Below are 12,118 nucleotides of genomic sequence, written 5' to 3' on the forward strand. Positions count from 1 at the left end.
TGGAAGCGTGGCGACACGTGAAGCTGAGAGATACTAATCGATCGAGGGCTTAACCAACAAACAACCGGCGTATCAACAGACCGTGAATCAATTCTTACACGCGTTATCCAGTTTTGAGAGGACAGATCTCTCAAAAACCGAATCCAGTGACGAAAGCGGAGAGGTCACACCCGTTCCCATGCCGAACACGGAAGTTAAGCTCTCCAGCGCCAATGATAGTTGGGGGCTCTCCCCCTGCAAAAGTAGGACGTCGCTGGGTCACTACCCGCACGCTGCCCATGGCAGCGTGCTTTTTTGTCGATTTTTTCAGCTTTTTTGAAAATAAGAAAGTTTGGTTCTGATAGAAGGACATTTTCATCCATTATGGTGCGGACGTCTCTGTTAAAGCTCAGGGTACTTACGTAAGAAGAGGAATACGTTTTTCTCCAGTCATCGACAGCCAACATTGCGTTATTTTAATAAACTTTAAAGGAAAACACTGGATTAGCTGCTTCCGTCTTTTTCCTGCCTGTGTACTCTATACAGGAGAAAAAGAGGTCCGAAGGCAGGGATAAAGCTGAGCCACGGCTGGTCTGCTTTCCATTTGTATTTAAGCAGATCATACGTCAGCCAGATCACGACGAGAAGATCCACTGTCATAACACTGACAAGGTGGGAGGAAAAGAAGGCCTCAATGTAACCTGCAAAGCTTCCATTCACGGCAGTGACAAACACAATAACAGAAAGGGCCCCGGGGATCAGAAGAAAAAATCGGCTTCTTAACGTCCTGTGAAGAAATACCGGCCCGCGGGGTCTCTTTTTTATTTTCCGGCCTTGAATGATAAGATATGGTAGGACTGCAAAAGCTCCAAGACCAAAAGATAAAAGCGCGAAAGGCCAGGCAGGTATCCGGTTCATGTCTTTAGGAATTAAAAGCAGCAGAAAAATAATCGGGTAAATACCGAGCAGAGAAAATACTGCTGTCACGAGAGGATCGACTTCTTCAAAGCGTCCGGAAAGCAGGTGACCGAGGATTTCGTCTCCATTGTCCGAACCGGGGGCAAGAAAAACAGCGTAAAATACAAGAAGGATAAAAACAGCAGCATATCGTTTCATCTGATTCTCCTTTCTATTATATGGAAGGATAACTTTAGTGAAGCAGATATACAGAAAAAAAGCAAAAAACAATCATTTTCGTTATAATGGAGAAAAGATAGGAGGCAGGGGATGAACCAGTCGTTAACACCACTTTTCACTGCTTTAAAGCATAAAAATGAAACAGTCTCCTGCCATGTTCCGGGTCATAAAAACGGGCGTGTTTTTTTGGAAGAGGCTTCACCGTATTACAGAAAGATTCTTCGACTGGACGCTACAGAAATTGAAGGACTCGATGATCTGCACGAGCCGGAAGGGGTTATCAGAGAAGCAGAAGAACTTCTCAGCGCCCTGTATGACTCGGATTCGAGCTTCTTTTTAACAGGGGGATCGACGTCCGGCAATCTTGCATTGCTCCTGGCAGCGGGCCCTGGAGAAAAAATTATCGTGCAGAGAAACAGCCACCAGTCTGTTTTCCACGGTCTGGAACTTGCAGACCAGCAGCCGGTTTTTCTTGCTCCGGAAACAGACAGCGTTTCCGGTCTCGGCCTCGGCGTTTCTTCCAGGCAGCTTGAAAAGGCGCTCAGGAGCCACCCGGATACGAAGGCTGTATTTTTAACGAACCCTACGTACGAAGGCTATACTTTGCCGCTCAAAGAGCATGTGGAAGTGTGCCGGGCATACGATACTCTCCTGTTTGTAGATGAAGCACACGGGGCACATTTTCTTCCCGGGAGCAGCCCGTGGTTTCCGGAAAGTGCATTGAGTGCCGGTGCCGACGCTGTCGTACAGTCGGCTCATAAAACGCTCCCGGCAATGACGATGGGGGCGTGGCTGCATCTTGGAGTAAGCATGGACAAAACGGAAGTGAAACGCCGGCTGAGTATGATTCAATCGAGCAGCCCGTCGTATCCGATAATGGGTTCACTCGACGCGGCAAGAGCGTATGCTGCAAGAAAAAACGACTGGAAAGAAACGGTGGAAGTGATTTCTTTACATAAAAAAATGCTGGAAACGAAAATAAGACTGCTTCCGGAAAGCATCGGTCCCTACCGGCTCGATCCGTTGAAAATAAATCTTTATACGGAGGAGGAAGGTCGGCCGGAAAAATGGCAGGAGCAGATGAAACGTGAGAGATTGTTTCCGGAGCTGATTTCACCGGTACACCTGCTGGTCGTACTGTCGTTGGACAAAGAGGATATTTCAGAAACAATAAAGAAGCTGGCACCTGTTTTTTCACGTGAAACATTTATTGAAAAAACGCATTATCCCGTGCCGGGAAAAGGGTTGACTTCACTTGTCTATACGTACGGGGAAATGTTCACGAAAAAAACGCACGAAGTTTCCTGGGAGGAAAGTGAGGGGATGACGGCGGCAGAAACAGTTATCCCGTATCCTCCCGGTATTCCTCTATTGCTGCGGGGGGAGAGAATCCATTCCACACATGTGGAGGAAAGAAACAGGCTCAGAAAAAAAGGTGTACGTATTAAAGGTGGTAGAGAAAAATTGAAAGTTTTTGATCCGGGGGAGGACAATAAATCGTGAGTGGATTATTCGTAACGTTTGAAGGCGGAGAAGGTGCCGGTAAAACGACTGTACTGAAAGAAATTCAAAAAAAGCTGGAAAAGACCGGCCGTCCGGTGCTTGCAACGAGGGAGCCCGGAGGCAGTTACATTGCAGAAAAAATCAGGGAAGTTATTCTCGATCCAAGGCATACGGAAATGGATGCGAGAACAGAAGCGCTGCTTTATGCTGCTGCGAGAAGACAGCACCTTGTGGAGAAAGTAATTCCGCATCTGGAACGGGGAGGGGTCGTTCTCTGTGACCGGTTTGTGGACAGCAGCCTCGTGTATCAGGGGTTTGCAAGAAAAATTGGTGTGGAAGCCGTGCGTGAGCTGAACATGTTTGCAACAGAAGGAAGACTTCCGGATATCACGCTCTATTTTGACATTGACCCGAAAGAGGGGCTGGAGCGAATTGCTGCCAATAAAGGCAGGGAAATCAACCGTCTCGATCAGGAGTCGCTGTCGTTTCATGAATCTGTGCGCGAAATGTACCTGCAGCTGCAGCATCAGGAACCGGAGCGCATCCGTCTCGTCGATGCAGGGCAGACGCTGGAGAAAGTAACAGACGCTGCGTGGAACCTGCTGCAGGAGAAAATATAGAATTTAAGACAAAATACCTGCAGGGACCGGGTGTCCGGAGCAGATTCTTGTTATAATATGTATAACCCCTATTTTAATGGAGGAGATGACTATGAAGCTGATCGTGGCAGTAATTCAGGATAAAGACAGCAACCGCCTGTCGGATGCCCTTGTGGAAAAAGATTTTCAGGCTACGAAACTTGCCAGCACCGGCGGCTTTCTTAAAGCAGGCAATACCACCTTTATGATCGGTGTACAAAACGAGGAAGTAGAGCGTGTGCTGGAAATCATTAAGGAAAACTGCCAGGCGAGAGAACAGCTTGTGGCACCGATTTCTCCAATGGGAGGCAATGCAGATTCCTACGTTCCCTACCCGGTGGAAGTGCAGGTCGGGGGAGCAACTGTCTTTATTCTTCCAGTCGATCAGTTCGAGAAGTTTTAGCGGAAGAGGTAATAAGCATGGATAAATGGCATGAATTGGAAGATACGCAGCCTACAATTGCCCGGGTTCTGCAGAACAGTCTGATAAGAGACCGGCTGGCTCACGCCTATGTTTTCGAAGGCGGAAGAGGCACCGGAAAGAGAGCCGCCGCAACACTTCTTGCAAAAGCGTTTTTCTGTGAAGCAGTGAAGGGGGCCGATCCCTGCCTCGTCTGCCGGGAATGCCGGCGTGCGGAATCAGGAAACCACCCGGATATGCACGTCATCCGGCCGGAAGGTGCTTCCATTAAGGTAGACCAGATCCGCGGGCTGAAAAAAGAATTCAGCATGCGGGGAATGGAATCCCAGAAAAAAGTGTATGTAGTGGAGGAAGCAGATAAAATGTCTGCAAGTGCAGCGAACAGCCTGCTGAAGTTCCTGGAAGAACCGGACGGCGAAGCACTGGCCGTGCTGCTTACAGGAAATTCCTATCAGATGCTTCCGACTATTCTTTCCCGGGCACAGGTAATGACATTTTCCCCGCTTTCTCCGGAACGGGTCACGCGGGCACTGGCAGAAGCAGGTTTCCAGGAAAAAGAAGCAGCTCTTGCTGCGAGGCTGACTTCCGATTTGTCGGAGGCAGAGAAGCTGTTTGAAGAAGATTGGATTTCACAGGCAAGGGAGAAAGTGATACAATTAATTGATGATCAAATCCGGCGTCCTGCCGAGGCGTTCATTACGCTTCATGAAAAAGTCATACCTTTTTTCAATGAACGCGAAACGGTGCAGACGGCACTGGATCTGATGATGCTGTGGTACAGGGATGTGCTGCGTATGCAGGTCGGCCAGTCGGAAGCGATTGTTTATATAGATCAGGAAGAAACGCTCGCCAAACAGGCGTTTCAGCTTTCTCAAGGAAAACTCGGTAACAACCTCCAGGCAGTCATGGATGCAAAACGTCGCGTACATGCGAACGTGTCTCCGCAGCTGTTAATGGAGCAGCTGCTTCTTCGTTTACAGGAGGGATAAATGTGCATCGAGTAATTGGCGTACGATTTAAGAAAACCGGTAAGATTTATTATTTTTCTCCCGGGGATCTCGAGATAGAGAAAGATGACTATGTGATTGTCGAAACGGCCCGCGGGATGGAATTCGGCAAGACGGTTATCGGAATGAAAGAAGTAGAGGAACAGGATGTTGTTCTTCCACTGAAGAAAGTGCTCCGGCTCGCTACAGACAAAGACAAAATGACTATTCAGCAGAATAAGAAGGAAGCTGAGAAGGCATTTGATGTCTGCCTGAAGAAAATTACAGAGCATAACCTTGATATGAAGCTGGTGGACGTAGAGTTCACGTTTGATCGCAACAAAATTTTATTTTATTTTACAGCAGATGGAAGGATCGACTTCCGGACACTGGTAAAGGATCTTGCTTCCATTTTCCGCACAAGAATCGAACTCCGCCAGATCGGGGTAAGAGACGAAGCCAAAATGCTCGGCGGAATCGGTCCGTGCGGCAGAATGCTCTGCTGTTCGACATTTCTCGGAGATTTTGAGCCCGTATCCATTAAAATGGCGAAGGATCAGAACCTGTCACTTAATCCGACAAAAATTTCGGGACTGTGTGGAAGACTTATGTGCTGTTTAAAATATGAGAACGACATGTATGAATCGGCTAAAAAAGAGCTTCCGGACTTGTACCAAAAGCTGAATACAAGCTACGGAAAAGGAAAAGTAACGGGGCTCAACATGCTGGAACGGCTTGTCCAGGTGGAAATTTACGAATCCGGACAGGTGATTGAATATACGCTGGATGAACTCCTGGAAGAAGGAGCGATCGCCGCAGAAACCACGAAATAATGAGGTGTAGGCATCGTGAACAAAAATGAACTCTTTTCCCGCGTCAGCCAGATGGAAGAACGCATCGGCGGGCTTCACGAGGAGCTCGGGGAGCTGAAGGACCAGCTGGCGGAACTGCTGGAGGAGAACACCCATCTGCAAATGGAAAATGATCATCTCCGGGAGCGGATGAACCGGGAGTCAGAAGCAGGAGAGCAGAAGGAACGTGCGTCGGGAAAACGGATTAAAGCAGGATTTGGGGAAGGGTATGATAATCTGGCGAGACTTTATCAGGAAGGCTTCCACATATGCAACCTTCATTATGGAAGCATCCGCAAAGAAGGCGACTGCCTTTTCTGCCTCTCCTTTCTCAACCGGTCCGATCAGGAATAACGAATATCAATGCGGAAACGTCCACAGACCTGCTCTGGGGCGTTTTCTTTTGGAGGGAAAAAAGTGAAACAGGCAGAAGAAAGACAAGACTACCTGCCGGGGAATGAGCGGGTGATTCATCAGCGCAGTGATATATTTACGTATTCTATGGATGCAGTGCTTCTGGCCAGGTTCGTCCGTGTCAGCGGGGCAGAAAAAGCAGCTGATCTATGCAGCGGAACAGGAGCCGTACCGCTCGTTATGAGCCTGAGAACAGAGGCAGTGATCGATGCGCTGGAGCTCCAACCGCTGCTCTGTGAACTGACGGAACGATCCATCAAAACGAATAACCTGGAGAAGCAGGTCCGTGTGATGGAGCGGGATCTTCGGGATCTCTCCGGTTTTGCGCTCGGGAAGTACGATCTCGTAACATGCAATCCACCGTACTTTCCGGTTACAGCAGAAAAAGGGGTTAACGTGAATACATCGAAAACTCTTGCCCGTCATGAAGTGTCCTGTACGCTCGATGATGCAGTCAAAGCGGCGGCGGCGCTTGTAAAGTCTAAAGGGAGAGCTGCTTTTGTCCACCGTCCGGAAAGGCTTGGCGATATTATTACGACGATGCAGAAGCGAAAGCTGGAACCGAAACGCCTCTGTTTTGTTCATCCGAGAGAGGATCGTCCGGCAAACATTCTTCTGATCGAAGCGGTCAAGGACGGCAACCCGGGTATGACTACCGAACCGCCCTGGATTGTATATGATAAAGAAGGAAATTACACGCCGGAGTTTTACGAGCATTACTTTAAGGGGGGAAAATCATATGCATGAACAAAAAAGCTTTTCGAAAGATCTCGAGAATAAGGGGAAACTTTTTCTCGTTCCGACACCGATCGGCAATCTGGATGATATGACGTACCGGGCTGTCAAAACGCTTAAGGAAGCAGATGTGATTGCCGCGGAGGATACGAGGCATACGAAGAAACTGTGCCACGTGTTTGATATTACTGTACCTCTCGTCAGCTACCACGAACACAACAAGCGGGTCAGAGGAGAGGAGCTGCTCAAACGAATTAGAAACGGGGAGAAGGTTGCTCTTGTCAGCGATGCCGGGATGCCGGCTGTTTCCGACCCTGGAGCGGATCTCGCTGCAGAAGCGAAAAAAGAAGGACTTACGGTTGTTGCTCTGCCGGGGGCAAACGCTGCCCTGACGGCACTAATAAGCTCTGGTCTTTCAACGGAAGCATTTACATTCGTTGGTTTTGTCGAGCGGAAAAAGAAGCAGCGGAAAGAAATTCTCGATTCGTGGCGTCTTGTTCCTTCCACACTCATCTTTTATGAATCACCTCACCGGGTGAATGAGTTTCTTAAAGCGGCATTCGACATTTTCGGAGACCGTCGTGCAGCTGTAGCAAGAGAAATAACAAAACAGTACGAAACGATTATTACCGGGACATTGTCGGAACTGCAGGCGTGGGCAGAAGCGGAGGAGCTGAAAGGGGAATGCGTGGTGCTTGTAGCCGGTGCTTCTGCGGAAGAACAGCACGAAGCAGCAGAGGAAAGCTGGTGGCAGGAGCTTACGATTAAAGAGCACGTGGAAGTGTATGTGGAAAAGGGAAAACCGGCGAAACAGGCAGTGAAAGATGCTGCTGTGGACCGCAGACTTCCAAAAAGGGAAGTGTATCAGGCCTACCACGTGGAAGAGTAGCCGGTGCCGGAAATTTCGAACGCGTATTTTCCATCTTTGATAAGCCGGTTACTGGAACTTTTTTGACTGAAGAACCGGGAGATGGCCGCTGCATTTCCCGGGAAATAGCCGAAGACTGAAAAAACTATATTAAAGACGGCTGAGAAAACTTGGCTCCGGCCCTGACGTGGGAGATCTGCAGCTTTTCCCGGCAGGTCAAAGTAAAACTTTTAAAGAACAAAAAAAAACGACCCGGAGGCCGTCTTTCAATTAATTTTCCTGCTTGGAAATATACTCTTCCAGCTCTTTTACGATTTCCTTCGCACCCATCGGGCTCAAGATGATTTTGCCGTTTGCAAGGGAAAGGTTGTCGTCGGAAACTTCACCTGTTACCTGGCAAGTCATGTTCGGCTTATATTTTTTAAGAACGATGCGGTCGTCATCCACATAGATTTCCAGAGCGTCCTTCTCTGCAATATCCAATGTGCGGCGTAGTTCGATAGGAATTACCACCCGGCCCAGTTCATCAACTTTTCTTACAATACCTGTAGATTTCATTATTAATTTCTCCTCTCTTATCCTCTTGATGAATTTTATTTCTCAGAAGCTGCACGAAACGTCAATTTTCGACAAAATCCTGTTAAGAGTATAATACCAATACTTTCAAATGAAGTCAATAAAAACTACCTCAAAATAAGATAATATTAACAAATATCTCAACAGAAGGGAAAGCAGCCGTTATTTTGTCCAAAAAAGCCTTCATTTCCTGTCATTTTCTCTCTATTCAACAGGAAATTTATTCGACATCTTGCGACAAAGACGTTACGACTCTATTCTATACCCAGAAAAACCATAAATGTAACAAAAATCCATAAATTAATACAATAATAATCATTATTATATATAAATGTAAAAAATGTGAATTTAAAAGGGATAATATGGGTTTTATATGAGTAAAACATTGTTTTCCTGCTTTCGGCTCTTTTTATGAAAATGAGGAAAATAAACAGAAGTAATTCAGTTGACACTTCTGCCTGTCTCCGGTATATTTTCAAGGAGAGTATGTGTCCAGAGTGAATAAAAGTCCTTCAATGAAGGGATAAGTAGGAAGGAAAATCCATAACAGAGAACCGGGGAAAAGCTGGAAACCGGGATGGAGGCCCTTTTGAAAATGGTCCCGGGAGAAGCCGGTTTTTCGAGCCTGTACCAGGTAAGGGAAGCTGCGTACCTGCGCGTTAAGCAGCGGGCAGCTTTTTAAAGCTGCACACAGCAAGGCTGACAGTTTTGTCAGTGAAGCCGGGTGGTACCGCGTGAGTTCCAGCTCTCGTCCCAGTAGAGGACGGGGGTTTTTTCTGTTTTGAAGGAATTTTCCGGTGAAAGCGGACAAATCGCATTTTTAGAGGAGGAAATACATTATGGAAGACAAGAAAACATTTTACATTACGACCCCTATCTACTATCCAAGTGCCAAGCTTCACATCGGACACGCCTATACTACGGTGGCCGGAGACGCCATGGCACGGTACAAACGCCTTCGGGGCTACGATGTCCGCTACCTGACCGGGACGGATGAACACGGCCAGAAAATCGAAACGAAAGCCCAGGAAAAAGGAGTATCACCCCAGGAATTTGTGGACGATATCGTGCAGGACATAAAAGGCCTTTGGCAGAAGCTCGATATTTCCTATGACGACTTTATCCGTACAACAGAAGAGCGGCATAAAAAAATCGTAGCGAAAATCTTTGACCAGCTTCTGGAGCAGGGAGATATCTACCTTGATGAATACGAAGGATGGTATTCGATTTCCGACGAAACTTTCTACACCGAACTGCAGCTGGAAGATAAGGAATATGATGAAGCAGGAAATGTAATTGCTGGAAAGAGTCCGGACAGCGGGCATCCGGTCGAAAAAGTACGGGAGGAATCCTACTTTTTCCGGATGAGCCGCTATGCTGACCGCCTGTTGAAGTATTATGAGGAAAATCCGGAGTTTATTCAGCCGGAATCCCGTAAAAACGAAATGGTTAACAATTTCATTAAACCCGGACTGGAGGATCTTGCTGTCTCCCGTACTTCCTTTGACTGGGGAGTGAAAGTAAACAGTAACCCTGAACACGTCGTCTATGTATGGATCGATGCGCTTTCCAACTATATTACAGCGCTTGGATACGGGTCGGAGGACGACCGTCTGTACCAGTCCCACTGGCCGGCTGACGTCCACCTTGTCGGAAAGGAAATTGTCCGCTTTCATACGATTTACTGGCCGATCATGCTGATGGCTCTCGACCTGCCACTGCCGAAAAAAGTTTTCGGCCACGGATGGCTGCTGATGAAAGACGGAAAAATGTCCAAATCAAAAGGAAACGTCGTGGACCCGGTGCCATTGATCGACCGCTACGGCCTGGACGCTGTCCGCTACTACCTTCTTCGGGAAGTACCGTTCGGTTCGGACGGAGTATTCACACCGGAAGCATTTGTAGACAGGATTAATTATGACCTTGCCAATGATCTCGGAAATCTTGTTAACCGTACGATTGCCATGGGCAATAAATATTTCGATGGGAAAATTCCCGCATACGTTAAAGATGCGACCCCTTACGATGAGTCACTTGTAGAGCTCGTCAATGCAACAGTCGATAAAGTGGAAAATGCGATGGAGGATATGCAGTTTTCCGTAGCACTCTCTGCTGTCGGGCAGCTGATCAGCCGCACGAACAAATATATTGATGAAACACAGCCGTGGATTCTTGCTAAAGACGAAACGGCCCGGGAACAGCTTGGATCCGTGCTGCATCATCTCATGGAATCCATCCGCGAGACTGCTGTTATGATGCGCCCGTTTCTTACAGAAACACCAGCGAAAATCCAGCGTCAGCTTCATATTCCAGAAGAGCTGATGGAGTGGGAAACGCTGAAGAAATTTGGAAGCCTTCCTGAAGGAACGAAGATTATAGAAAAAGGTGAACCGCTTTTCCCACGGCTTGATACGGAAGAAGAAGTAAAAGCAATTGTCGAGATGATGGGTGGTACGGTGAAAAAGGAAGAGAAAGAGAAACAGGCAGAAGCGGTCGACGCACCGGAAGTGGAAGAGATTACGATCGAAGACTTTTCCAAGGTCGATCTGCGCGTAGCAGAAATCATCAGTGCGGAGAAAGTGAAAAAAGCGGACAAGCTTTTGAAAATTCAGCTTGATCTCGGCTATGAGAAGCGGCAGGTAGTTTCCGGTATCGCGAAGCATTATTCTCCGGACGAGCTTCCCGGAAGAAAAGTGATCTGTGTGACGAATCTGAAGCCGGTCAAGCTTCGGGGAGAGCTTTCCCAGGGGATGATCCTTGCTGGGTCCTATGAGAAGAAGCTGACACTTGCTACGGTCTCTGATGCTCTTCCGAACGGTTCACAGGTTAAGTAAGCCCGAAATGTTAAGTTAATAAAATTTTTTTCGGCAGGACTTGTTCTGCCGGGGAGATATTTAAAAAAGCAGCATGGAGCATGCGCCTGGAAGAACGCTTCCTGAAAGGCACTCCATGCCGGAAAGGAGCATGTTATGCTGATCGATACACACGTACATTTGAACGCGGACCAGTTCGAAGAAGATGTCGATGAAGTGATAGAACGGGCCCGGGAGTCGGGAGTCCAGGAAATGGTCGTGGTTGGATTCGATACGAAGACGATCAACATTGCGATGAAACTCGTGGAAAAGTACGATTTTCTTTACGCAGCGGTCGGATGGCATCCGGTGGACGCAGTGGACTGCGATGATGAAAAACTGGCATGGATTGAAGAGCTCGCCGCCCACCCGAAAGTGGTAGCCATTGGTGAAACCGGACTGGACTACCATTGGGACAAGTCCCCGCGGGATGTACAGAAGGAAGTTTTCCGGAAGCAGATTGCACTTGCAAAAAAAGTCGGTCTGCCTGTTATTATTCATGACCGGGAGGCGCACGAGGACATCGTGGAAGTTCTCCGGGAGGAAAAAGCAGAAGAAATCGGAGGAATTATGCACTGCTTTCAGGGAGATATCGAAATGGCGGAAGCCTGCCTTGATATGAATTTTTATATTTCTTTTGGAGGCCCTGTGACTTTCAAAAATGCGAAACTTCCTAAAGAAGTGGCCAAAACTATCCCGAGGGATCGTCTTCTCGTCGAAACGGATGCCCCGTTTCTTGCTCCCCATCCCTACCGGGGAAAGCGGAACGAACCGGCCTATGTAAAGCTCGTAGCTGAGCAGCTTGCAGAGCTGCGCGGAGAATCCTATGAGGAAACAGCCGCTTTAACAACGGAAAACGCACGCAGGCTTTTTAAAATATAGCCGGCATCCGGCGCTGTCAGAAAGCAGCGGTTTTCCTGAAGGCTACCTTGAAAATAAAAAAATGAACGTCCGCTTTCGTTTCCATGGAGAGGCTTTCCGAGCGGGCCGGCCTCAGCTAATTCCATCCTTCTTCCGTCGGATGGAATGGATCTTCGGCTCGGCCTTCATCGCTCCGGAGTCCCTCCATGTCCACTACAGCTCCCGGTAAAACGACCACGTTCTATCACCTTTTGAAGGAAAAATCAGGAAATGTAAAAATGAACGATAGAGACAAGT

12 protein-coding genes and 1 rRNA gene are annotated in these 12,118 nt (G+C 47.9%); 11 read left to right on the forward strand and 2 right to left on the reverse strand.

Annotation, left to right across the window (positions count from 1 at the left end; genetic code table 11):
• Positions 1–142 precede the first annotated feature (142 nt).
• A 5S ribosomal RNA gene (rrf, locus tag C6Y45_RS12610) occupies positions 143–259 on the forward strand.
• A gap of 224 nt (positions 260–483) precedes the next feature.
• Here the strand turns inward: rrf and C6Y45_RS12615 are convergent.
• Complete coding sequence (locus C6Y45_RS12615; RefSeq protein ID WP_107585589.1) at positions 484–1,095, reverse strand: hypothetical protein; 612 nt, start codon at positions 1,093–1,095, stop codon at positions 484–486.
• A 111-nt stretch (positions 1,096–1,206) separates the two neighbouring features.
• Between C6Y45_RS12615 and C6Y45_RS12620 the strand changes: the two genes are divergently transcribed.
• The 8 genes from C6Y45_RS12620 to rsmI all read left to right on the forward strand — a co-directional run bounded on the left by C6Y45_RS12620 (position 1,207) and on the right by rsmI (position 7,553).
• A complete protein-coding gene (locus C6Y45_RS12620; RefSeq protein WP_107585590.1) occupies positions 1,207–2,619 on the forward strand; it encodes an aminotransferase class I/II-fold pyridoxal phosphate-dependent enzyme in 1,413 nt (470 codons plus the stop codon).
• A complete protein-coding gene (tmk, locus tag C6Y45_RS12625; RefSeq protein WP_107585591.1) occupies positions 2,616–3,239 on the forward strand; it encodes a dTMP kinase in 624 nt (207 codons plus the stop codon). Before C6Y45_RS12620 ends, tmk begins: the two co-directional genes overlap by 4 nt.
• A gap of 91 nt (positions 3,240–3,330) precedes the next feature.
• Positions 3,331–3,660, forward strand: coding sequence for a cyclic-di-AMP receptor (locus C6Y45_RS12630; RefSeq protein WP_107585592.1), 330 nt, complete (start codon positions 3,331–3,333; stop codon positions 3,658–3,660).
• A gap of 17 nt (positions 3,661–3,677) precedes the next feature.
• A complete protein-coding gene (gene holB / locus C6Y45_RS12635) occupies positions 3,678–4,667 on the forward strand; it encodes a DNA polymerase III subunit delta' (RefSeq protein ID WP_107585593.1) in 990 nt (329 codons plus the stop codon).
• 2 nt (positions 4,668–4,669) lie between these two features.
• The gene (locus C6Y45_RS12640; protein ID WP_107585594.1) at positions 4,670–5,497 is read left to right on the forward strand and encodes a PSP1 domain-containing protein; all 828 of its coding nucleotides are present in this window, start codon (positions 4,670–4,672) and stop codon (positions 5,495–5,497) included.
• Between the two features lie 51 nt (positions 5,498–5,548).
• Positions 5,549–5,869: a DNA replication initiation control protein YabA gene (yabA, locus tag C6Y45_RS12645; protein ID WP_107585639.1), complete on the forward strand. Its 321-nt coding sequence runs from the start codon at positions 5,549–5,551 to the stop codon at positions 5,867–5,869.
• Positions 5,870–5,932: 63 nt separating this feature from the next.
• Positions 5,933–6,676: a tRNA1(Val) (adenine(37)-N6)-methyltransferase gene (locus tag C6Y45_RS12650; RefSeq protein ID WP_245922653.1), complete on the forward strand. Its 744-nt coding sequence runs from the start codon at positions 5,933–5,935 to the stop codon at positions 6,674–6,676.
• Positions 6,669–7,553: a 16S rRNA (cytidine(1402)-2'-O)-methyltransferase gene (gene rsmI, locus C6Y45_RS12655; protein WP_107585596.1), complete on the forward strand. Its 885-nt coding sequence runs from the start codon at positions 6,669–6,671 to the stop codon at positions 7,551–7,553. The genes C6Y45_RS12650 and rsmI overlap by 8 nt, the downstream gene beginning before the upstream one ends.
• Positions 7,554–7,802: 249 nt before the next feature.
• On the opposite strand, the gene C6Y45_RS12660 is transcribed toward rsmI, so the two are convergent.
• Entirely contained in the window at positions 7,803–8,090 is a 288-nt protein-coding gene (locus tag C6Y45_RS12660; RefSeq protein WP_026698405.1) for a transition state genes transcriptional regulator AbrB, read from the reverse strand.
• Positions 8,091–8,947: 857 nt separating this feature from the next.
• Between C6Y45_RS12660 and metG the strand changes: the two genes are divergently transcribed.
• Together metG and C6Y45_RS12675 are read left to right on the forward strand one after the other, a co-directional pair.
• Positions 8,948–10,942 (forward strand): methionine--tRNA ligase, encoded by a 1,995-nt coding sequence (metG, locus tag C6Y45_RS12670; RefSeq protein WP_281260616.1) that lies wholly within the window; start codon positions 8,948–8,950, stop codon positions 10,940–10,942.
• 135 nt (positions 10,943–11,077) lie between these two features.
• On the forward strand, positions 11,078–11,842 hold the full coding sequence (locus C6Y45_RS12675; protein ID WP_107585599.1) for a TatD family hydrolase: 765 nt from the start codon (positions 11,078–11,080) through the stop codon (positions 11,840–11,842).
• Positions 11,843–12,118: the final 276 nt, after the last annotated feature.

It is taken from the genome of Alkalicoccus saliphilus (genome assembly GCF_003044065.1).
In the GTDB taxonomy this organism is placed as follows: domain Bacteria; phylum Bacillota; class Bacilli; order Bacillales; family Salisediminibacteriaceae; genus Alkalicoccus; species Alkalicoccus saliphilus.

Coding starts and splice junctions, on each gene's coding strand:
- C6Y45_RS12615 (WP_107585589.1), bottom strand. CDS start 1,095: ATGAAACGATATGCTGCTGTTTTTATCCTTCTTGTATTTTACGCTGTT.
- C6Y45_RS12620 (WP_107585590.1), top strand. CDS start 1,207: ATGAACCAGTCGTTAACACCACTTTTCACTGCTTTAAAGCATAAAAAT.
- C6Y45_RS12630 (WP_107585592.1), top strand. CDS start 3,331: ATGAAGCTGATCGTGGCAGTAATTCAGGATAAAGACAGCAACCGCCTG.
- holB (WP_107585593.1), top strand. CDS start 3,678: ATGGATAAATGGCATGAATTGGAAGATACGCAGCCTACAATTGCCCGG.
- yabA (WP_107585639.1), top strand. CDS start 5,549: ATGGAAGAACGCATCGGCGGGCTTCACGAGGAGCTCGGGGAGCTGAAG.
- rsmI (WP_107585596.1), top strand. CDS start 6,669: ATGCATGAACAAAAAAGCTTTTCGAAAGATCTCGAGAATAAGGGGAAA.
- C6Y45_RS12660 (WP_026698405.1), bottom strand. CDS start 8,090: ATGAAATCTACAGGTATTGTAAGAAAAGTTGATGAACTGGGCCGGGTG.
- metG (WP_281260616.1), top strand. CDS start 8,948: ATGGAAGACAAGAAAACATTTTACATTACGACCCCTATCTACTATCCA.
- C6Y45_RS12675 (WP_107585599.1), top strand. CDS start 11,078: ATGCTGATCGATACACACGTACATTTGAACGCGGACCAGTTCGAAGAA.